Origin of the sequence: Pseudomonas triticifolii (assembly GCF_014358015.1) — a bacterium.
GTDB lineage: Bacteria > Pseudomonadota > Gammaproteobacteria > Pseudomonadales > Pseudomonadaceae > Aquipseudomonas > Aquipseudomonas triticifolii.
This window is the reverse complement of record NZ_JACONV010000001.1, coordinates 813,695-831,443: the sequence shown is the minus strand read 5'-3', so window position 1 is coordinate 831,443 and position 17,749 is coordinate 813,695. Positions and strand designations below refer to the sequence as shown.

Annotated in this window: 17 protein-coding genes, 1 tRNA gene and 1 pseudogene; 15 read left to right on the top strand and 4 right to left on the bottom strand. The window is 59.3% G+C overall.

The window, feature by feature from the left end:
- The first annotated feature begins 21 nt into the window (after nucleotides 1-21).
- The 5 genes from pheS to H8S56_RS03545 all read left to right on the top strand — a co-directional run bounded on the left by pheS (nucleotide 22) and on the right by H8S56_RS03545 (nucleotide 4,257).
- Nucleotides 22-1,038 (top strand): phenylalanine--tRNA ligase subunit alpha, encoded by a 1,017-nt coding sequence (pheS, locus tag H8S56_RS03565; RefSeq protein WP_024685429.1) that lies wholly within the window; start codon nucleotides 22-24, stop codon nucleotides 1,036-1,038.
- Nucleotides 1,039-1,070: 32 nt separating this feature from the next.
- A complete protein-coding gene (pheT, locus tag H8S56_RS03560) occupies nucleotides 1,071-3,449 on the top strand; it encodes a phenylalanine--tRNA ligase subunit beta (protein ID WP_024696105.1) in 2,379 nt (792 codons plus the stop codon).
- A gap of 3 nt (nucleotides 3,450-3,452) precedes the next feature.
- On the top strand, nucleotides 3,453-3,755 hold the full coding sequence (gene ihfA, locus H8S56_RS03555; RefSeq protein WP_002553164.1) for an integration host factor subunit alpha: 303 nt from the start codon (nucleotides 3,453-3,455) through the stop codon (nucleotides 3,753-3,755).
- Nucleotides 3,736-4,092 (top strand): MerR family transcriptional regulator, encoded by a 357-nt coding sequence (locus H8S56_RS03550; RefSeq protein ID WP_187517886.1) that lies wholly within the window; start codon nucleotides 3,736-3,738, stop codon nucleotides 4,090-4,092. Before ihfA ends, H8S56_RS03550 begins: the two co-directional genes overlap by 20 nt.
- Before the next feature lie 88 nt (nucleotides 4,093-4,180).
- Nucleotides 4,181-4,257 (top strand) — tRNA-Pro (locus H8S56_RS03545).
- Nucleotides 4,258-4,664: 407 nt separating this feature from the next.
- On the opposite strand, the gene H8S56_RS24675 is transcribed toward H8S56_RS03545, so the two are convergent.
- Nucleotides 4,665-4,760, bottom strand: coding sequence for a hypothetical protein (locus tag H8S56_RS24675; RefSeq protein WP_328803360.1), 96 nt, complete (start codon nucleotides 4,758-4,760; stop codon nucleotides 4,665-4,667).
- A 442-nt stretch (nucleotides 4,761-5,202) separates the two neighbouring features.
- Here H8S56_RS24675 and H8S56_RS03535 point away from each other — a divergent pair.
- The 6 genes and pseudogenes from H8S56_RS03535 to H8S56_RS03510 all read left to right on the top strand — a co-directional run.
- Nucleotides 5,203-5,289 (top strand): annotated as a pseudogene (locus H8S56_RS03535) (glycoside hydrolase family 19 protein); the annotation flags it as partial.
- Between the two features lie 501 nt (nucleotides 5,290-5,790).
- Nucleotides 5,791-6,459: a GntR family transcriptional regulator gene (locus H8S56_RS03530; RefSeq protein WP_024689327.1), complete on the top strand. Its 669-nt coding sequence runs from the start codon at nucleotides 5,791-5,793 to the stop codon at nucleotides 6,457-6,459.
- 74 nt (nucleotides 6,460-6,533) lie between these two features.
- The gene (locus H8S56_RS03525) at nucleotides 6,534-7,343 is read left to right on the top strand and encodes an ABC transporter substrate-binding protein (RefSeq protein ID WP_187517885.1); all 810 of its coding nucleotides are present in this window, start codon (nucleotides 6,534-6,536) and stop codon (nucleotides 7,341-7,343) included.
- 12 nt (nucleotides 7,344-7,355) lie between these two features.
- The gene (locus H8S56_RS03520) at nucleotides 7,356-8,132 is read left to right on the top strand and encodes an amino acid ABC transporter permease (protein ID WP_024689325.1); all 777 of its coding nucleotides are present in this window, start codon (nucleotides 7,356-7,358) and stop codon (nucleotides 8,130-8,132) included.
- A 2-nt stretch (nucleotides 8,133-8,134) separates the two neighbouring features.
- Nucleotides 8,135-8,914, top strand: a complete 780-nt coding sequence (locus H8S56_RS03515) for an amino acid ABC transporter ATP-binding protein (protein ID WP_024689324.1) — start codon at nucleotides 8,135-8,137, stop codon at nucleotides 8,912-8,914.
- A 21-nt stretch (nucleotides 8,915-8,935) separates the two neighbouring features.
- Nucleotides 8,936-10,546, top strand: a complete 1,611-nt coding sequence (locus H8S56_RS03510; RefSeq protein WP_187517884.1) for a gamma-glutamyltransferase family protein — start codon at nucleotides 8,936-8,938, stop codon at nucleotides 10,544-10,546.
- Nucleotides 10,547-10,739: 193 nt separating this feature from the next.
- On the opposite strand, the gene H8S56_RS03505 is transcribed toward H8S56_RS03510, so the two are convergent.
- Complete coding sequence (locus H8S56_RS03505; protein ID WP_024689322.1) at nucleotides 10,740-11,645, bottom strand: LysR family transcriptional regulator; 906 nt, start codon at nucleotides 11,643-11,645, stop codon at nucleotides 10,740-10,742.
- Nucleotides 11,646-11,742: 97 nt separating this feature from the next.
- Between H8S56_RS03505 and H8S56_RS03500 the strand changes: the two genes are divergently transcribed.
- The 4 genes from H8S56_RS03500 to H8S56_RS03485 all read left to right on the top strand — a co-directional run bounded on the left by H8S56_RS03500 (nucleotide 11,743) and on the right by H8S56_RS03485 (nucleotide 16,192).
- Complete coding sequence (locus tag H8S56_RS03500) at nucleotides 11,743-12,528, top strand: SDR family NAD(P)-dependent oxidoreductase (RefSeq protein WP_187517883.1); 786 nt, start codon at nucleotides 11,743-11,745, stop codon at nucleotides 12,526-12,528.
- 158 nt (nucleotides 12,529-12,686) lie between these two features.
- A complete protein-coding gene (locus H8S56_RS03495) occupies nucleotides 12,687-14,087 on the top strand; it encodes an aspartate aminotransferase family protein (RefSeq protein WP_187517882.1) in 1,401 nt (466 codons plus the stop codon).
- Between the two features lie 70 nt (nucleotides 14,088-14,157).
- The gene (locus tag H8S56_RS03490) at nucleotides 14,158-15,525 is read left to right on the top strand and encodes a glutamine synthetase family protein (protein ID WP_187517881.1); all 1,368 of its coding nucleotides are present in this window, start codon (nucleotides 14,158-14,160) and stop codon (nucleotides 15,523-15,525) included.
- Nucleotides 15,526-15,745: 220 nt separating this feature from the next.
- Complete coding sequence (locus H8S56_RS03485) at nucleotides 15,746-16,192, top strand: Rrf2 family transcriptional regulator (RefSeq protein ID WP_024696099.1); 447 nt, start codon at nucleotides 15,746-15,748, stop codon at nucleotides 16,190-16,192.
- A gap of 20 nt (nucleotides 16,193-16,212) precedes the next feature.
- Here H8S56_RS03485 and H8S56_RS03480 read toward each other — a convergent pair whose 3' ends face one another.
- Together H8S56_RS03480 and ureG are read right to left on the bottom strand one after the other, a co-directional pair.
- Nucleotides 16,213-17,070, bottom strand: coding sequence for an urease accessory protein UreD (locus tag H8S56_RS03480; protein ID WP_187517880.1), 858 nt, complete (start codon nucleotides 17,068-17,070; stop codon nucleotides 16,213-16,215).
- Nucleotides 17,067-17,726, bottom strand: coding sequence for an urease accessory protein UreG (gene ureG, locus H8S56_RS03475; RefSeq protein ID WP_187517879.1), 660 nt, complete (start codon nucleotides 17,724-17,726; stop codon nucleotides 17,067-17,069). The genes H8S56_RS03480 and ureG overlap by 4 nt, the downstream gene beginning before the upstream one ends.
- Nucleotides 17,727-17,749: the final 23 nt, after the last annotated feature.

Below are 17,749 nucleotides of genomic sequence, written 5' to 3'. Positions count from 1 at the left end.
TTTCGTATCTGGAGTCTGTACATGGAAAACCTGGACGCGCTGGTCTCTCAAGCTCTTGAGGCTGTGCAAAGCGCCGAAGATATCAATGCCCTGGAGCAAATCCGGGTTCACTACCTCGGCAAGAAAGGCGAGTTGACTCAGGTGATGAAGACCCTGGGGAACCTGCCTGCTGAAGAGCGTCCGCAAGTCGGTGCGCTGATCAACGTTGCCAAGGAGCGTGTCACAGAGGTCCTCAATGCACGCAAGGCATCGTTTGAGCAGGCAGAACTGACTGCCAGGCTCGCGGCCGAATGCATCGACGTGACCCTGCCGGGCCGCGGTCAGACCTCTGGTGGTCTGCACCCGATTACCCGCACTCTGGAGCGTATCGAACAATTCTTCACTCATATTGGCTACGGCATCGCCGAAGGCCCTGAGGTCGAAGACGATTACCACAACTTCGAGGCGCTCAACATCCCTGGCCACCACCCGGCGCGGGCGATGCATGACACCTTCTATTTCAATGCGAACATGTTGTTGCGCACCCACACCTCGCCGGTGCAGGTTCGGACTATGGAGTCGCAACAGCCGCCGATCCGGATCGTTTGTCCGGGCCGGGTCTATCGCTGTGATTCGGATATCACCCACTCGCCAATGTTCCACCAGATCGAAGGCTTGCTGGTCGACCGCGATATCAACTTTGCGGACCTGAAGGGCACGATCGAAGAGTTCCTGCGCGTTTTCTTCGAGAAAGAACTGGCCGTTCGCTTCCGTCCTTCGTTCTTCCCGTTCACCGAGCCATCGGCGGAAGTCGACATGGAATGCGTGATGTGCAGCGGCAAGGGCTGCCGTGTCTGCAAGCAGACCGGCTGGCTGGAAGTCATGGGCTGCGGCATGGTTCACCCGAACGTGCTGCGCATGTCCGGTATCGATCCTGAAGAGTTTCAGGGCTTCGCATTTGGCATGGGCGTAGAACGTCTGGCCATGCTGCGTTACGGCGTCAACGATTTGCGCCTGTTCTTCGACAACGATTTGCGGTTCCTCGCGCAATTTCGCTAGGTCGAACGTAACGAATCTTTCAGGAGAGCAGGATGAAATTCAGTGAACAATGGCTGCGCGGCTGGGTAAGCCCGCAGGTTTCCCGTGACGAGCTGGTTGCTCGTCTGTCGATGGCCGGTCTTGAGGTTGACAGCGTCACGCTGGCCGCCGGCGTTTTCACCGGTGTCGTGGTCGGCGAAGTGCTGAGCACCGAGCAGCATCCAGATGCCGACAAGCTGCGTGTTTGTCAGGTCAGCAATGGCACCGAAACTTTCCAGGTCGTCTGCGGCGCGCCCAACGTGCGCCCGGGCCTGAAAATTCCTTTCGCGATGATCGGCGCCGAACTGCCCGGCGATTTCAAGATCAAGAAAGCCAAGCTGCGTGGTGTCGAGTCCAACGGCATGTTGTGTTCCGCTGCCGAATTGCAGGCAGGTGAGGGCAATGATGGCTTGATGGAGCTGGCTGCTGATGCGCCAGTGGGTCAGGACATTCGTGTCTATCTGGGCCTGGACGATGCGAGCATCGAGGTCGACCTGACGCCGAACCGTGGCGACTGCCTTTCGGTGGCCGGTCTGGCCCGTGAAGTCGGCGCGCTTTACGCTGCTGAAGTGACACGCCCGCAGGTCGCAACTGTTGCTGCCGTGCACGATGAAGTCCGTCCTGTCGAAGTGCTGGCTCCTGCTGCGTGCCCGCGCTACCTGGGCCGCGTCATCCGTAATGTCGATCTTTCGCGCCCGACGCCGCTGTGGATGGTCGAGCGCCTGCGTCGTTCCGACGTGCGCAGCATCGATGCTGCAGTCGACATCACCAACTACGTGATGCTGGAGTTGGGTCAACCGTTGCATGCATTCGACCTGGCCGAAATCAATGGCGGGATTCGCGTGCGTATGGCCGAGGAGGGCGAGAAGCTCGTTCTGCTTGACGGTCAGGAAGTCAGTCTGCGCGCCGACACACTGGTCATTGCCGACCACCAGCGTGCATTGGCCATCGCCGGTGTCATGGGTGGCGAGCACAGCGGTGTCACCGCCGGTACACGCGACATATTCCTGGAGAGCGCGTTCTTCGACACCATCTCGGTGGCTGGCAAGGCGCGTTCCTACGGTTTGCACACTGACGCTTCGCATCGCTACGAGCGTGGCGTTGACTGGCAACTGGCACGCGAGGCCATGGAGCGTGCGACCGGTCTGTTGCTGGAAATTACCGGTGGCGAAGCAGGTCCTGTGATCGAAACCGTCAGCGAACAGCACTTGCCATCTGTCGCCCCAGTAACGCTGCGCGCAAGCCGCGTTGAGCAGATGCTGGGCCTGGTGATCGAGAACGCTGAAATCGAGCGTCTGCTCAAGGCGCTGGGTCTGGGTGTATCGGCTGAGGCCGACGGCCAGTGGCATGTCACCGTGCCAAGTCATCGTTTCGACATCAGCCTGGAAGTCGACCTGATTGAAGAGCTGGCGCGTCTGTACGGCTATAACCGGCTGCCGGTTCGTTATCCGCAAGCCCGTCTTGCACCACAGGCCAAGGCCGAAGCCCAGGGCGATCTGCCAGAGCTGCGCCGCCTGCTGGTTGCACGCGGTTATCAGGAAGCGATCACCTATAGCTTCATCGATCCCAAGTGGTTCGAGCTGTTCACGCCGGGCGTCAAGCCGTTGCTGCTTGCCAACCCGATCTCCAATGACATGGCGGCGATGCGCGCCTCGCTGTGGCCAGGTCTGGTCAAGGCGTTGCAGCACAACCTCAACCGTCAGCAGGATCGTGTGCGGATGTTCGAAAGTGGCCTGCGTTTCGTCGGTCAACTGGACGGCCTGAAGCAAGAGCCGATGCTGGCGGGTGTGGTGTGTGGCAGCCGCTTGCCGGAAGGCTGGGCGCAAGGTCGTGACGCAGTCGATTTCTTCGATGTAAAAGCCGATGTGGAAGCCGTGCTGGGCTTCGCCGGTGCGTTGGGCGATTTCAGCTTCACGCCAGGCGAGCATCCTGCGCTTCATCCAGGTCAGACCGCACGTATTCTGCGCGATGGTCGTGAAGTCGGTTTCTTGGGCGCGATCCATCCTGAGCTGTCGAAGAACCTGGGGCTGGATCGTCCAGTGTTCGTCTTCGAGCTGGTTCTGGGTGAAGTCGCAAAAGGTCGTCTGCCGAAATTCCACGAGCTGTCGCGCTTCCCGGAAGTTCGTCGCGACCTGGCACTTCTGGCTGATCGGGATGTCTCTTCCAGTGCGGTTCTGGACGTTATTCGTGAAAATGCAGGCGAATGGCTCACAGACCTCAGGCTATTTGATGTTTATCAGGGTAAAGGCATTGATCCGCATAGAAAAAGCCTTGCGGTCGGCTTGACCTGGCAGCATCCATCGCGCACTCTTAATGACGATGAGGTAAACGCAACGACACTTGCCATCCTCACCTCGCTTGAGGAGAGGTTAAACGCCACATTAAGGAAGTAGCGTATGGGGGCTCTGACGAAAGCTGAAATGGCCGAACGCCTGTACGAAGAGCTGGGCCTGAATAAACGAGAAGCCAAGGAATTGGTGGAGCTGTTCTTTGAGGAAATCAGGCACGCTCTGGAAGATAACGAGCAGGTGAAATTGTCCGGTTTCGGCAATTTCGACCTGCGAGATAAGCGCCAGCGGCCTGGGAGAAACCCCAAGACCGGCGAAGAAATTCCGATCACGGCGCGCCGTGTGGTCACCTTTCGTCCAGGGCAGAAGTTGAAGGCCCGAGTTGAGGCATATGCTGGAACCAAGTCATAACGACGAGCTGCCGCCGATCCCTGGCAAACGCTACTTCACCATTGGTGAGGTAAGTGAGCTCTGCGCGGTGAAACCGCACGTTTTGCGCTACTGGGAACAGGAATTTCCTCAGCTCAACCCCGTCAAACGCCGCGGAAATCGTCGGTACTATCAGCGCCAGGATGTGCTGATGATCCGCCAGATCCGCGGTTTGCTGTACGACCAGGGCTTTACCATCGGTGGCGCTCGTTTGCGCCTGATCAATGGCGAGGTCAAGGACGATGCCGAGCAGTACAAGCAGATGATCCGGCAGATGATTGCAGAGCTGGAAGATGTACTGGTAATGCTCAAGGCGTAACCGAGCCAACCAGATACTTCCATAATTCAAAAGCTTAGGGTATATTCCTCGAAGTTTTCGCAGCATGCGAAACAGATTCACGCCTAGTCGGGGCGTAGCGCAGTCCGGTAGCGCACTAGCATGGGGTGCTAGGGGTCGAGTGTTCGAATCACTCCGTCCCGACCATATTATTCAGTGATTTAGCCCAACCTCTTCAGGTTGGGCTTTTTCATGGGCGTGATTTTTGCGTGACTTCTGTTTTTGTCATGCATTTCTCCTTTGCAATATGGTCAGCACGGGACCGCGTGAATCCGTAGCTGAGACTTTGTTCGCAGCCTAAAGAGCAGGCAGCCAAGGACACGGCAGACGCGATAACGCTACTCATGACGAGACGGTCAGGGCTGCCAAAGAGGCGACCGACAAGACCATTGCTGAGATGGATCGAATTGCAGCGAAGACCTGACGGAGAAATCCGCAATTGCTACACAGAGCTTTCGAAGCTGGAACTGCCCGCCTGACGACTACAAATTCCAGCCATACCCCCGGCCACCAATGTGCGGTTTTTTTGCGCCTGCCTGGCCAGCGGCTTCACCTTAATACTGTTTTCTGCGAACTTTAATATCGCCTTTCTGGTACTGCTGGTAGCCCGTGTATGGCAGAACGACGGTATCGGCGATTCCAGAGACGATCAGGTCTAGGCCGATCGTTGGTGCGCTCCAGTGGGACCCGGATCTTTGACCAGGTTACAGAACTGATAAGCCGCTCCGCTGTAGGCTCGAGGAATCGTATTGCAGTTCGATTGCCAGCGCGCCAAGTCGTCCGCAGCGCCAGGTGCATCACTCAGTGTTTTAACGGTGCCGCAGCCCGACAGCAGCGCAACGGCACAACCTGTGATCAATAACCTCATGGAAATGTCTCCTTCGTTGTTTAACGAATCTTAACCTGCATTTGGATAGCCCGACGTGCAGCGGGTTTTTTAAGCGGGGAAAAAAGTATGACGACACCGATCGGCAAATTTGATGTGCGGCCGGACATTCGCTACATCAGCCGCTGGGAAGTGGAGATGCTGCAGGCCATGATCTTCAACGATCCGGTGCATGGCCTGATCACGGTCCCTGAAGGACTCATCAGCGACTTACCGGCCGCGCCAACTACGCCGAATGCGGTGAGGCGCTAGGGCTTGACCTGATCCGTCACCCGGAACTGCTCGAGCAGCCGCTGAAGGTGTTGGCGTGACTTCCCTCTAGGTATCGTTTGCAGTGAGCGCCTTGGCGTGAGTAACCGACCGTCTTGCGGGGAATCGCGGTGTCGCGCTTGACGAAATACCTGATCAGGTGCGGTTCCGAGTGGAGGCTGGCCTCCGTGGGTAATCCCAAGCTCTTTACGCACAATCTCGCGTTGAGCACGCCTATCGGCAGAGCGGCTTTTTCCTGTCGTCTGGCCTGCCGGACACCCGATGCCAGCTCGCGCGCCTCGATCGTGTCCACCTCATAAAAACCACGCCCACTTCCACAGACATCCGCTACTTTTCTGCACAGAAACAGGGAGTCATTGCGCCATCTGGTAGCACAAAGCACCGCCTGCCACCCGTATATCACTGGCACCTATTCAGACAACTGCATAGGAATCAGATGGTTAGTTTGAAGAGCTTCAGTTGGCACGCTCTCTGCTTGAGTGTATCCGTGGATAATTGGATACAAAAATACAGAGAGGCTGCTGATGCAATTTGCCCCCGCTTACGTTGACCGCCAGCCCCTCACTGCAGAGGAGGAGGCCTACAACTTCCTGCTTGACGCCATTTGCAGCGGCCGCTACCGCAAGGGTGACCGACTGATTGCAGAGGACATTGCCAGCGAGATAGGCATGAGCCGTATGCCGGTGCGCGAAGCGTTTCGCCGCCTGGATGCTCAGGGGTTGGTGACGCTGCGGCCCAATCGAGGAGCCATCGTCAGCGGTCTGGATATCGATGAGTTGCATGAGGTGTTCGAGATGCGCAGCGCCCTTGAAGGCCTGGCGGTACGCGTTGCGGTCAGCCGCATCGGCGAACGCCAGATGGCGGCGCTGGAGCGTCTGCTGGATGAGATGGATGACTACCGCGACGAGAGCGCCGCGTGGGTCCGCTGCCACCGCGCTTTTCACGAATACCTGTGCAGCCTCAGTGGCCGCCCGCGCTTGATGAAGCAGATTTCAGCGCTGTATTCGCTGGTTGAAGCTCCCATGCGCTTGTGGCTGCAGCACAGCGAAAAACCCCTCAGTGCGCGACAGGAGCACGCGGTGATCCTTGATGCGATTCGCGCCGGTGACGCCGCTCGCGCCGAGGCCGTAGTGCGCGAACACATCGAAAGCACCGTACCGGAGTTGAGTCAATTTCTGCAGTTGAAAAAATAAGAGAGGCGGGTCGAACCCGTCCGTGTTTTGACTTTAGTCCTGCCCCGTTATTCAACGAAGTGGAGTGTCTGGTCATGCATAAACAACGCCGCGCCTTGCTGGTGGCTGCAACCCTTGGTCTCTGTTCGCAGTGGGCGTTTGCCGCGCCCCGAGTGCCGGAGCGTCTGCAAAAGGTCGACAAACTCACGTACTGCTCCGGGATGGATTCGCCGCCCCTGGTGTCCTTCGACGAATCCCAGAAACCGCGTGGGCTCACCGTTGATCTGGGCCTGGAAATCGCCAAGCGTCTGGGCGGCAAGCAGGTGCAATGGCGGGTGATCCCGTTCTCCGGGCTGGTGCCGGCGTTGCTTGCCCAGCAGTGCGACATGATCGTCGACCAGTTGTTCGACAAGCCCGAGCGCCGGCAGGTGATCGACATCGTCAACTACATGTATTCCAGTCAGGCGGTGGTGGTACCCAAGGGTAATCCCAAAGGCATCAAGACCCTGGATGATCTGTCCACGCGCAAGGTAGCGGTGCTCAACGGCTCCACCATCAAAACCTTGCTCGACACACAGAACGAAAGCCTCGCCAAGGCCGGCAAGCCACCTATGAAGCTGGTGGTCTACAACACCGACACCGATGCGTTTCAGGCGCTGCGCATCAACCAGGTCGATGCCTATGGCACCACTGTGGAGACTGCCGGTTACTACGCGGCGATGGCCCCGGATCTGTTTCAGGAAGGCGTGCCGGCGTTCAGTCGCATCCTCACCGGCCTGGGCATGCGCAAGGACGACCCGCAATTGACTGCTGCCGTGCAGCAGATCATCAGCGACATGCGCAGCGACGGCAGCTATGCGCAATTGCTCAACAAATGGCATGTCAGCAGCGACACACTCGACTGAGGTTCTACAACGATGAATTTCAATTGGGATGTGTTCTGGCAGTACCTGCTGCAGCCTAGCGGCGTATACCTTACCGGGCTGTGGCTGACCTGTCTTATCAGCGTACTGGCGATGCTGCTGGGCTGTGCGCTGGGCCTGGCAGCGGCGCTGTTGCGCCTGTCGAAGAACCCGCTGTTGCACCTGCCCGTACGCTTTTACGTATGGCTGATGCGCGGCACGCCGTTGCTGGTGCAGATCGTGTTTCTGTACACCGCATTGGCTGCGGGCGGGATCTTTCGCTTCGAAGACGTCGAGCTGTTCGGCTTGATCATCCCCGGCAATATTCAGGCAGCAATCATCGCCCTGGGCCTCAACGAAGGCGCGTATATGGCCGAGATCATTCGCGCCGGAATCGGTGCGGTGGACAAGGGCCAATACGAAGCCGGACGCTCCCTGGGCATGGGCTTCGCCAAACTGATGCGGCGCATCGTGCTGCCCCAGGCGTTCCGCGTGATCGTGCCGCCGCTGGGCAATGAGTTCAACGTGATGCTCAAGAACACCACGTTGGTCAGCGTAATCGGTGTGCAGGAATTGCTCCTCAGCACGCAGATGATCACCTCGGCGACCTTCCGCGTGTTCGAGCTGTATCTGGTGGTCGCCCTCTATTTCCTGACGCTGACAACCCTGTGGGGCTTTTTCCAGCGCTGGCTCGAAAACCGCTTCGGCCAGTCCGATCGGCCTTCGGTGCCACCGCCGGCGGCCAGCCGTATGTTCGGTCGCAGCACCCTGAAACTGCTGAGGGGACGTTAACCATGGCGCACCAAAGTGACGAACTGATCATCGAGGCGCTGGACATCCACAAGTCGTTCGGCGATCTGCAGATCCTCAAGGGCATCTCCCTGCAAGTGCGGCGCGGTGAAGTGGTGGTGCTGATCGGCGCCTCGGGCTCCGGCAAGACCACTTTCATCCGTTGTATCAACCTGCTCGAAGACATCCAAGGCGGACGCATTCGCGTCAACGGCCGCGCCATGGGCTATCGCGAACGCAGCGACGGCAGTCTGGTGCGCGACTCGGAGCGCAATATCGCCCGCCAGCGCCGCGACATCGGCATGGTGTTCCAGCGTTTCAACCTGTTCCCGCACATGACCGCGTTGGAGAACATCATCGAAGCGCCGATCCAGGTGCTCGGTGTGCCACGTGCCCAGGCACTGGAGCAGGCGCGCGGCTTGCTGGCGCGTGTGGGCCTGGCGGACAAGGCCAGTCATTATCCATCGATGCTCTCGGGTGGCCAGCAGCAACGGGTAGCGATTGCCCGTGCGCTGGCGATGAAGCCCCAGGCCATGCTGTTCGACGAACCCACCAGCGCCCTCGATCCGGAAACCGTCGGCGAGGTCTTGCAGGTGATGAAGGAGCTGGCCGAGGAGGGCATGACGATGGTGGTGGTTACCCATGAAATGGGCTTTGCCCGCGAAGTGGCCGACCGCGTGGTGGTGCTCGATCAGGGTGAACTGATCGAGCAAGGGCCGCCGGAGCAGATCTTCAGTCGTCCCAGCCATCCGCGTACCCGGGCGTTTCTCAGCCGCGTGTTATGACCTCTTTGAAGAGCCTTTGCCATGTTGAAATTTTCTGCTCACGAGTATCCCTATCCGTCGCAGCGCCAGAGCGTATTTGCCCGTCGCGGCATGGTCGCGGCATCGCAGCCGCTGGCCGCCCAGGCCGGCATTCAGATCATGCAACAGGGTGGTAACGCTATCGACGCGGCAATTGCCACGGCGGCTGCCCTTACTGTGGTTGAACCCACCGGCTGCGGACTGGGCGGCGACGCGTTTGCCCTGGTGTGGTGCAAGGGCCAGTTGCATGGTTTGAACGGCAATGGCCACGCGCCTGCGGCATTGAGTGTCGAGGCGGTCAAGGCGGCGGGGCATGCGCAGATGCCGTTGTATGGCTGGACCCCGGTCACGGTGCCCGGCTGCCCGTCGGCGTGGGCCGAGTTGTCGCAACGTTTCGGCAAATTGCCGTTTGCCGATTTGCTGCAGCCGGCCATCAGCCTGGCGCGTGACGGTTTCCCGTTGTCGCCGGTGGTTGCCCATCAATGGCAGATATCCCTGAACGAATTCAGTCCGCACCGCGATGAAGTGTTGCAAGCCTGGTTCGACACGTTCCTGATTGACGGCCGCGCGCCACGCGCCGGAGAGATTTTCCGAAACCCGGCCCAGGCCCGCACGCTCGAAGAACTCGCCGCCACCCGCTGCGAGAGCCTGTATCGCGGTGCGCTGGCAGAGCGCCTGGATGCGCATTCGCGCGCCAGCGGTGGATACCTGCGCGCCAGCGACCTTCAGGATTACCGCGCCCAGTGGGTGGATCCGATCCACATCAATTACCGTGGCGTGGATGTCTGGGAAATCCCGCCCAGCGGCCAGGGCCTGGTAGCACTGATGGCGCTGAAAATTCTCGAAGGCTTCAGCTTTGATCACCGCGACAGCCAGCAGACCTGGCACCGGCAACTGGAGGCGATGAAGCTGGCCTATAGCGACGGCCTGCACTACATCACTGACCCGGCGCACATGCGAGTGGCAGTAGCCGACCTGCTCAGCGACGACTACAGCACCCGTCGCCGTGGCCAGATCGGCGATCAGGCGCAGCCGCCCAGGCCCGGCGATCCCCACGCCAGCGGTACGGTGTACCTGGCCACGGCGGACGCCGAGGGCAATATGGTCTCGTTCATCCAGAGCAACTACCACGGCTTCGGCTCCGGCGTGGTACTGCCTGACAGCGGCATTGCCCTGCAGAATCGCGGGCAGGAATTCAGCCTCGATGAGGCCCATGCCAACTGCCTGGCACCGGGCAAGAAAACCTTCCACACCATCATTCCTGGCTTCCTCAGCAAGGACGGCAAGGCCCTTGGACCGTTCGGCGTGATGGGCGGCTATATGCAGCCTCAGGGCCATGTGCAGATGGTCATGAACCTGGTGGACTTTGGCCTCAACCCGCAAGCGGCCCTCGACGCGCCACGCTGGCAATGGCTGGGCGACATGAAGGTCGGCATCGAACACGGTGCTTCCCGCGACCTGGTCAATGCACTGGCGCGGCGCGGGCATAAAGTACAGACCGACAGCGACCTGACCGACTACGGGCGTGGGCAGATCATCCTGCGTGACCCGGTCAGCGGCGTGTTGTGCGGGGGCACTGAGCCGAGGGCGGACTCACATATCGCGGTTTGGTAAGCGGCTGTACAGGCGCTGACCCCGACGGATCATTGAGCTGTTCGGGGTCAGTGCTATAAGTTGTCAGCGATAAGTTGTTTGAGTTTTCCGAAGTCGGATTCTCTCCCCTTTGGTTATTTGATCTTTCGATATATTTTTCGCGTACAAGCGCTTCAGAACGTGGCAGCGCAGAGTGGCCAGTCATGTTGACTCATCAAACACGACGAGGCTCGCCTTCGGCAATTTCGCGTATCAGGCTCAGGTAGCGAAGCGCGCCCAGCCCCAGAGGCCGGTTTTTTACCCAGATGATATCGACCCATAACCGCATCTGACTCGGCATGTAGTCAAACACCACCTCTGTCAATGCGCCCGACGTGATGAGAGGGTGTACCAGCGGTTGTGGAAGATAAGCCCAACCCAATCCTTGCTGCACCAGGTCCAGCGTGGCCAGATAATTGTCGCTGTGCCAAATCCGTCGCGATAGCACAACACGTGGGTCAGAGTCTGCAGGGCCTCCCGTAGCAACGATGATCTGCCGAACGTCGACCAGTTGCTCCTCACTTAAGGGGCTTTTCTTGCCGGCGGCCGCAGGGTGGTCTGGAGCGGCAACCGCTACTAACAACTGGCTCCCCGCTTCAAGAAACGTCTCGCGCTCGTCAAGCCCTGGACGTTCAAACCCCAGTGCCAATTGCACGCGCCCTTCATGCAACATGCGCATCGCCTCCGGATGGGAGGCGGAGCGAATCTCGATTTCAAGCGTGGGAAACTCCTTGGCGATGATGGCCAACGGACGATTCCATAGCCCTGTCTGCAACTCCGGCGCCATCGCAAGGACCAGGCGACCCTCCAGCCCCTGATGAAGCTGGAGCGCATGGGCGTCCAGCAGGTTTAGCTGGCTGGCAACCTGTCGTGCCTGAGGCTCCAGTGCTTTGGCGATTGCCGTAGGAATGGCTTTGCGGGTTGAACGGTCAAAAAGCAACAAATCCAGCTCTGCCTCAAGCTGCGACACCGCCATGTTGATGGCTGAGGGGACCCGACCTAATTTCCGGGCCGCCGCAGAAAAAGAGCCGCTGTCCATGACGCAGAGGAAGACTTTAAGGGACTCGCTGGTGAACGCCATAAGGGTCGTCAGTTTTTCTGATAATGGTCGTCTTTATTTATCAGGTTTACTGGCTTAGTTTCCACTCTGCTTTCAAATTAAATACGTGGGGCACACCATGTTGGGTATGGAGTTGATAGGGCATGTGGCACTTGTCAGTGGTGCCGGGAGTGAATCCGGGATCGGTATGGCCATTGCTCGCAGGCTAGGTTCATCCGGGGCGAAGTTGATCATTACTGCCAGCAGCAACCGCATCGTGCAGCGGATTGAAGCACTACGCCTTGAAGGGTTTGAAGTTGAAGGCCAACCCGCTGACCTCACCGATGAACGTCAGGTGCGTGAATTCAGCCTATGGGCAGAGTCGGTCTGGGGGCATGTCGATATTCTTGTAAATAATGCCGGTATGGCCATGCAAGGTAGCCCTGAGGTTTTCTCGGAATTGGCAACAATGGAACTGCAGGAGTGGAACCTTTCACTGGCCAGAAACGTAACCACGGCTTTTCTTCTGACGCGTGCCGTTCTGCCCGGTATGAAGGCGCGAAGTTACGGGCGCATAGTCAATATCAGTTCCACCACGGGCACCCGGGGGAGCAATCCGGGCGAAGCCGCTTATAGCGCCGCCAAGGCCGCGATGGTGGGCATGAACATGGGGCTTGCACTTGAGGTCGCCAGGCAGGGAATCACTGTAAATAGCGTGGCTCCCGGATGGATCACCACCGGTTCAACCACGCCCGTTGAAGCAGAGGCGGGTCGCTTTACCCCCATAGGGCGTGCAGGCAGCCCCCGCGAAGTGGCGGCGGCGGTCGCATTTCTGGCGTCGCCTGAGGCCAGTTACATCACCGGTGAAGTACTCGTGGTGGATGGCGGTAATTGTCTGGTCGAGAACAAAGCCGCTCAAGCCTGAGGTCATGACGCGGACGTTCCATCTTCTTTTGGCCGCAAGTCAGACAGGATCTTCCCCCTCCATTCAGCAACTGATCGAGGCGTGAAGAGGGCGATGAAGTGTTTTATCTGAGCGGCAACGAATTTCATTAATTTCATAGTAAACGTAGGGTTTTGATCATGTCGAACAGTGGTATTTGTGAATCAGCGATTGCTGCTTTTACCGCCTCCGAGCGCGCCCGTTTTATGGAAAACAATCCGACGTCAATGGCGCTGGCCCAGCGTGCCAGGGCCAATTTGTTCAACGGTGTTCCCATGCACTGGATGAGCGACTGGTCGATGCCTTCGCCGCTCTTCGTCCAGCGTGCCAAAGGTGCACGCTTCACCGATGTTGACGGTCATGAATACATCGACTTTTGTCTGGGTGACACCGGTACGATGTTTGGCCATTCACCTGATCCTGTTGCGCGCGCCATAGCCGAGCAGGCAAATAATGGCTTGACCACGATGCTGCCTGGCGAAGACGCGGTGGTCTGCGCCGAGTTGCTGGCTCAGCGGTTTGAGTTGCCTTACTGGCAGGTGACCGCCACTGCGACGGATGCCAACCGTTACGTTCTGCGCTGGGCGCGGGCTATCACCAAGCGCAAGGTCTTGCTGGTGTTCGACGGCTGCTATCACGGCACTGTGGACGACGTGATGGTGCGCTACCGCGACGGCAAAACAGTGCACCGTGCAGGTCTTGTGGGCCAGGCCTATGACTTGACGCAGTACAGTCGATCCATCCCATTCAACGATGTCGCCGCGCTGGAGGCGGCGTTAGCCCAGGGCGATGTCTGCGCGCTGATGTGCGAGCCGGCGATGACCAACATAGGCATGGTCCTGCCGGATCCGGGATTCATGCAAAAGTGCCGGGAATTGACGCTTAAATATGGCAGCCTGTTGGTCATTGATGAGACCCACACTATTTCCACGGGCCTGGGCGGATGCACCCGCCAATGGGATTTGAATCCCGACTTTTTCGTGATGGGTAAGCCCATCGCAGGTGGCGTGCCTTGCGCTGTGTTTGGCATGACCGAGTCAGTCGCCTTGGCAATGAAGGACGCTCAAAAGCGTGGCAGTGAAGAGAGTGGCGGGCATGGACACAGCGGCATGGGAACGACGTTGTCTGCCAATGCACTGGCGATGCGTTGCATGCGCGCCAGCCTCGAAGAAGTCATGACCGAGTCTGCCTACCAGCACATGCTGCCCCTGGCCTCAAGACTGGCGCAGGGATTTCGAGCGTTGTTCAAGCGCCACCAACTGAACTGGTCGGTCACAGAGTTGGGGGCTCGTTGTGAGTTTCAGTTCTGTGCCACATCACCACGAACAGGCGCACAAGCCGAAGCGGCTTTCCATGACAGCCTGCAAATGGCCCTGCATCTCTATCTGATCAATCGCGGCATTCTGATCACGCCTTTTCACAACATGACCCTGTGCTGCCCACAAACAAGTGAGGCGGATATCGACAGGCTGATCGGTGAGCTGGATAACGCGCTGACCACGCTGCTGGCCCTGCCTGGCGCGCGGGTCATCCCTTCATGACGGGACGTCTGACACCGCCACCTTTCTCAAGTACTGCCACGTCGCTTGAATGAGCGCCAAGAGGTTTGACATGCAATTTGCTGACAAAAAAGAGGCCCAGGATTATCTGGCCGCTCACCCTGAAGTACTGAGCATTGAGTTGTTCCTTATCGACGCCAATGGCGTTCCCCGGGGCAAACTCCTGCACCGTGACGAGCTACTGGCGATCTACGAAAATGGTCGTCCGCTGCCAAGTTCCATTCTCGCCTTGACCGTGCAGGGTGAGGACGTAGACGAGACTGGCCTGGTCTGGGATGTCGCAGACGCCGACTGCTGGACCTACCCCTTGCCGGGAAGCCTGACCCTGCAACCCTGGCGCACCAACCCCACAGGCCAGGTGCAGGTCAGCATGCACCCGACCCAAGGTATTCCCGCCGCCCCGGCCGACCCGCGCCATGTACTGGTGAACACCATCGAGCGGTTGAAAGCCGATGGATTCCATCCGGTCATGGCCGTTGAGCTGGAGTTTTACCTGCTGGACCGGCAACGCGACGTCAACGGCCGGCCGCAGCCCGCGTTGCAGGCCAATGGGGTACGCCCCGCTGCTCCGCAGGTGTATGGCGTATACGAACTGGAGCAGCTTCAACCGTTTCTAGATGACCTCTACGCAGCGTGTGCATTACAGGGATTACCTGTGCGCACGGCGATCTCCGAGTATGCGCCGGGCCAGCTCGAGTTGACGCTGGAGCATCGTTTCGACGCGCTCCAGGCCATTGATGAGGGCGTACGTTACAAGCGCTTGGTCAAAGGTGTGGCCAACAAACATGGGTTGCAGGCGTGCTTCATGGCCAAGCCATTCAGCGATCAGGCTGGCAGCGGGATGCATTTGCACGTCAGTCTGGCCGACGAGCAGGGCAACAACCTGTATGCGAGCGAAGACCCACAGGGCACGCCACTGTTGCGTCATTCCATCGGAGGGATGATGGCAACCTTGTTTGATTCGCTGGCGATATTTTGTCCCCATGCCAACTCATACCGCAGGTTCCAGGCCAGCAGTTACGCGCCGCTGGCCAAAAGTTGGGGCGTCAACAACCGTACCGTGTCTTTCCGCGTGCCTGGCGGCCCCGCGATAAGCAGGCATATCGAACACCGTATTTGCGGTGCCGATGCCAACCCCTATCTCGCCGCTGCCGCAGTACTTGCCGGCATTCATCACGGCATCACGCATCAAAGCGATCCTGGTGCGGCGATTCAGGGCAATGGGTATGAGCAGGCGACCGATTTCCTGCCCACCGACTGGCTGACAGCGTTGCAGGCATTGCAGCGTTCAACCTGGGCACGCGAGGCGCTGGGCGCTGAATTCCTCAAGGTGTTTCTGGCGATCAAGTGGTGCGAGTTCCGTGCATTCAATGCTGAAGTCGGAGAGCAGGACTGGCGCTGGTACCTCACTCACGCCTGAGTGTTCGCCCGTCAGCATGCCTTGAAACGGACCGCTGACGGCAGCGGCTGACCCTGTCCGCGCTGTTACCAGACGCGCGCGTTCCGGTTCGGTGTACCTGAACCACCCGAACCGGGACAAGTTCCTTGCACCCAACCGGCGCCGTACAGTCAGCGGTTGACAGCGAATACCCTCTGTCATAACGTCGGCGACACATAAGCATCGCGCAGGCCAAACCTTCATGCCCACCAGTACCCGCTTCGTCGTCGCTGTTCATACCCTCACGGCGCTCGCTGTGAGCGATGGCAAGCCGTTGCGCTCGGAAGATCTTGCCTATTCGGCGAACACGGGTGCGGTCGTGATCCGTGGCCTGCTGTCGCGCCTGAGTGATGCCGGGCTGACACGCTCCCAACTCGGTGCAGGAGGCGGGGCATTGCTGGCCAAACCTGCCGAACAGATCAGGTTGGTGGATATCTACAGGGCTGTCGAGGACACCGAACTGTTCTCGCTGCACCGTGTTCCGCCCTGCGAAGAATGTGCAGTCGGCGGCAATATTATCGAGGCATTACAGCCGGCGTTAGACCGTGCTCGCGCCGCGCTCGAAGATGAGCTTGCCAGCGTCACGATTGCCGATATTGCCGCTGATGTGGCTCGGTTGGGTAAGTTCTCCATCCCGTTGGTTTGGTAACGATTTGGTTTTAGGTGTTGTCACTTGCGCCGTACCTGCGGCACTACACCGGTCAGATGCAGCCGCGCTGCGGCCCAGGCCAGGTGCAGCGCATGACGCAAGGCCACTGCGTCAAGACTCATGACCCTTACCGAAACGCCGCAATCATTGGGCAGCGCACTGACGCCCACATAGCTGTCCGCCAAAGCAGACAACGCGGTGCGCAAGCCCTGTTTTACTTCATCCACCGGCAAGCCCTGTCCGATCAGCATGAAGGTGGCCAAGGCTTTGAACGATCCGCTGACGCCTGGCAGGCAACGCTGCAGGTCTTCGCCGGTGAGGGCCAGACGATCCGCAGCCAGCAAACGTCCGGCAGGGCAGCGTACTTCCAGGTGCGCTCGATAATAGCCCGGCAATCCCTCTGATCCTGATGGGGTGTGCACGCAAAACGCGTCACACATCAGCACTCGCGCGTCGGGGTGCAAGGTCAGCAGCACCTGGCTGTGCAGGCGAGCCTGCGGAAACAGGATGGTCGCCATGGGCAGGTATTCCAGCAGCGCGCCGCTTTCGGCCAGCAGGGTGACGGTCTGGCGCGCCGGTTGTTCGAGCATGCTGTGGACGATGGTCGCCGCACCCGTGCTGACATGGACCTGCGTGCCAGCCTCTGCATGCAGATGCAAGCGCACGTATTCACCGGCAAAAAGCCCTCCCGAGCAGGATTGCAGATAGATCGCTGCCATACCGGGTGGGTCTTGCGGCAGTTTGAGGGTGCGGCCCAGATGAAAGGGATAGCCCACTTCCTGACGAGAGACATAGCTGATCCCTGATGGCGCTCTGCTGAAGCTAATCTGCGCCGCGGGGCGCGTCTGCCCTGGCAGCATCGCTTGGCGGGCGTTCATGCTCGGTCGAACAGCACGGCCCGGCTGATCGCCTCGACCACTTCATCGACACCATCGCCCGTGCTGCAGTTGGTGAACAGCACCGGGCGACCGTCGCGTGCGTCGGCGCACTCACGGCGCATACGCTGCAGATCGACGCCGACATGGGGCGCCAGGTCGTACTTATTGACCACCAGCAAATCGCAGCTCAGCACGCCCGGGCCTCGTTTTCTCGGGATATCGTCACCTCCGGCCACATCGATGACGAAGATCCAGTAATCCACCAGGTCCAGCGAAAAGGTCGAGGCCAGGTTGTCGCCGCCGGACTCGATCAGCACCAGATCAAGGTTCTTGAAATGCGCCTCCAGCTCATCGGCCATTTGCAGGTTGAGCGTCGGATCTTCACGAATCGCCGTGTGCGGGCAGGCGCCGGTTTCCACGGCGCGAACTCTCATCGGGTCGATCAGGCCGCTGCGCTGCACACGTTCTGCATCCTCGCGGGTCGCCAGGTCATTGGTGATGATGGCCAGCTCTGTTCCGCGCGCGATAAAACGCGGGATCAACTGTTCCAGCAAACGGGTCTTGCCTGAGCCGACCGGGCCGCCGATGCCGACACGGGCGGCGCCAGGGTGCGGCTGTGCTGCAGCGAGGGTTGGCGCATTCAAGGGCAGGCTCATCGTCAATCTCCTTTAGAAAACAG

Excerpts from the sequence above, each read along its gene's own strand:
- pheS (WP_024685429.1), top strand. The coding sequence starts at position 22 with ATGGAAAACCTGGACGCGCTGGTCTCTCAAGCTCTTGAGGCTGTGCAA.
- pheT (WP_024696105.1), top strand. The coding sequence starts at position 1,071 with ATGAAATTCAGTGAACAATGGCTGCGCGGCTGGGTAAGCCCGCAGGTT.
- ihfA (WP_002553164.1), top strand. The coding sequence starts at position 3,453 with ATGGGGGCTCTGACGAAAGCTGAAATGGCCGAACGCCTGTACGAAGAG.
- H8S56_RS03550 (WP_187517886.1), top strand. The coding sequence starts at position 3,736 with ATGCTGGAACCAAGTCATAACGACGAGCTGCCGCCGATCCCTGGCAAA.
- H8S56_RS03530 (WP_024689327.1), top strand. The coding sequence starts at position 5,791 with ATGCAATTTGCCCCCGCTTACGTTGACCGCCAGCCCCTCACTGCAGAG.
- H8S56_RS03525 (WP_187517885.1), top strand. The coding sequence starts at position 6,534 with ATGCATAAACAACGCCGCGCCTTGCTGGTGGCTGCAACCCTTGGTCTC.
- H8S56_RS03520 (WP_024689325.1), top strand. The coding sequence starts at position 7,356 with ATGAATTTCAATTGGGATGTGTTCTGGCAGTACCTGCTGCAGCCTAGC.
- H8S56_RS03515 (WP_024689324.1), top strand. The coding sequence starts at position 8,135 with ATGGCGCACCAAAGTGACGAACTGATCATCGAGGCGCTGGACATCCAC.
- H8S56_RS03510 (WP_187517884.1), top strand. The coding sequence starts at position 8,936 with ATGTTGAAATTTTCTGCTCACGAGTATCCCTATCCGTCGCAGCGCCAG.
- H8S56_RS03505 (WP_024689322.1), bottom strand. The coding sequence starts at position 11,645 with ATGGCGTTCACCAGCGAGTCCCTTAAAGTCTTCCTCTGCGTCATGGAC.
- H8S56_RS03500 (WP_187517883.1), top strand. The coding sequence starts at position 11,743 with ATGTTGGGTATGGAGTTGATAGGGCATGTGGCACTTGTCAGTGGTGCC.
- H8S56_RS03495 (WP_187517882.1), top strand. The coding sequence starts at position 12,687 with ATGTCGAACAGTGGTATTTGTGAATCAGCGATTGCTGCTTTTACCGCC.
- H8S56_RS03490 (WP_187517881.1), top strand. The coding sequence starts at position 14,158 with ATGCAATTTGCTGACAAAAAAGAGGCCCAGGATTATCTGGCCGCTCAC.
- H8S56_RS03485 (WP_024696099.1), top strand. The coding sequence starts at position 15,746 with ATGCCCACCAGTACCCGCTTCGTCGTCGCTGTTCATACCCTCACGGCG.
- H8S56_RS03480 (WP_187517880.1), bottom strand. The coding sequence starts at position 17,070 with ATGAACGCCCGCCAAGCGATGCTGCCAGGGCAGACGCGCCCCGCGGCG.
- ureG (WP_187517879.1), bottom strand. The coding sequence starts at position 17,726 with ATGAGCCTGCCCTTGAATGCGCCAACCCTCGCTGCAGCACAGCCGCAC.